Genomic DNA, 446 nt, shown 5'->3' on the forward strand with positions numbered 1-446 from the left:
AATTTGTTCGCAGTGTCCACACAGATGATTGTTGATTATGAAATAGAGAACAAACGTCATTGTTTGGGTCTGTAGCTCAGCTGGTTAGAGCGCACGCCTGATAAGCGTGAGGTCGGTAGTTCAAGTCTACTCAGACCCACCACTTTGCTTCACAGCAAAGACCGGTTATAAACAATGCACGTATCCTAGTAATGTGGGGCTATAGCTCAGCTGGGAGAGCGCCTGCCTTGCACGCAGGAGGTCAGCAGTTCGATCCTGCTTAGCTCCACCACTTTACTACTCCTTCTTATAGATAAACATTCTTTCGGGGAAATGCCCTGAGAATAGAGTGTGTTTAACTCTGAGAAGTAATTCTCTTGCTCTTTAAAAATTTGGAAAGCTGATAAAACTTTGAATTGTTCAATTTGAATAATTTAGAGTTCTCAATAAGTAAAGAAATATGCCAG

General features: G+C 41.9%; 2 tRNA genes. Both read left to right on the forward strand.

Going from position 1 to position 446, the window contains the following annotated elements:
• The first annotated feature begins 65 nt into the window (after positions 1–65).
• Positions 66–142: transfer RNA gene (locus tag C2M35_RS15365), tRNA-Ile, on the forward strand.
• A 53-nt stretch (positions 143–195) separates the two neighbouring features.
• Positions 196–271: transfer RNA gene (locus C2M35_RS15370), tRNA-Ala, on the forward strand.
• Positions 272–446: the final 175 nt, after the last annotated feature.

This window comes from Pseudoalteromonas sp. T1lg76, from assembly GCF_002964725.1.
Taxonomy (GTDB): Bacteria; Pseudomonadota; Gammaproteobacteria; order Enterobacterales; family Alteromonadaceae; genus Pseudoalteromonas.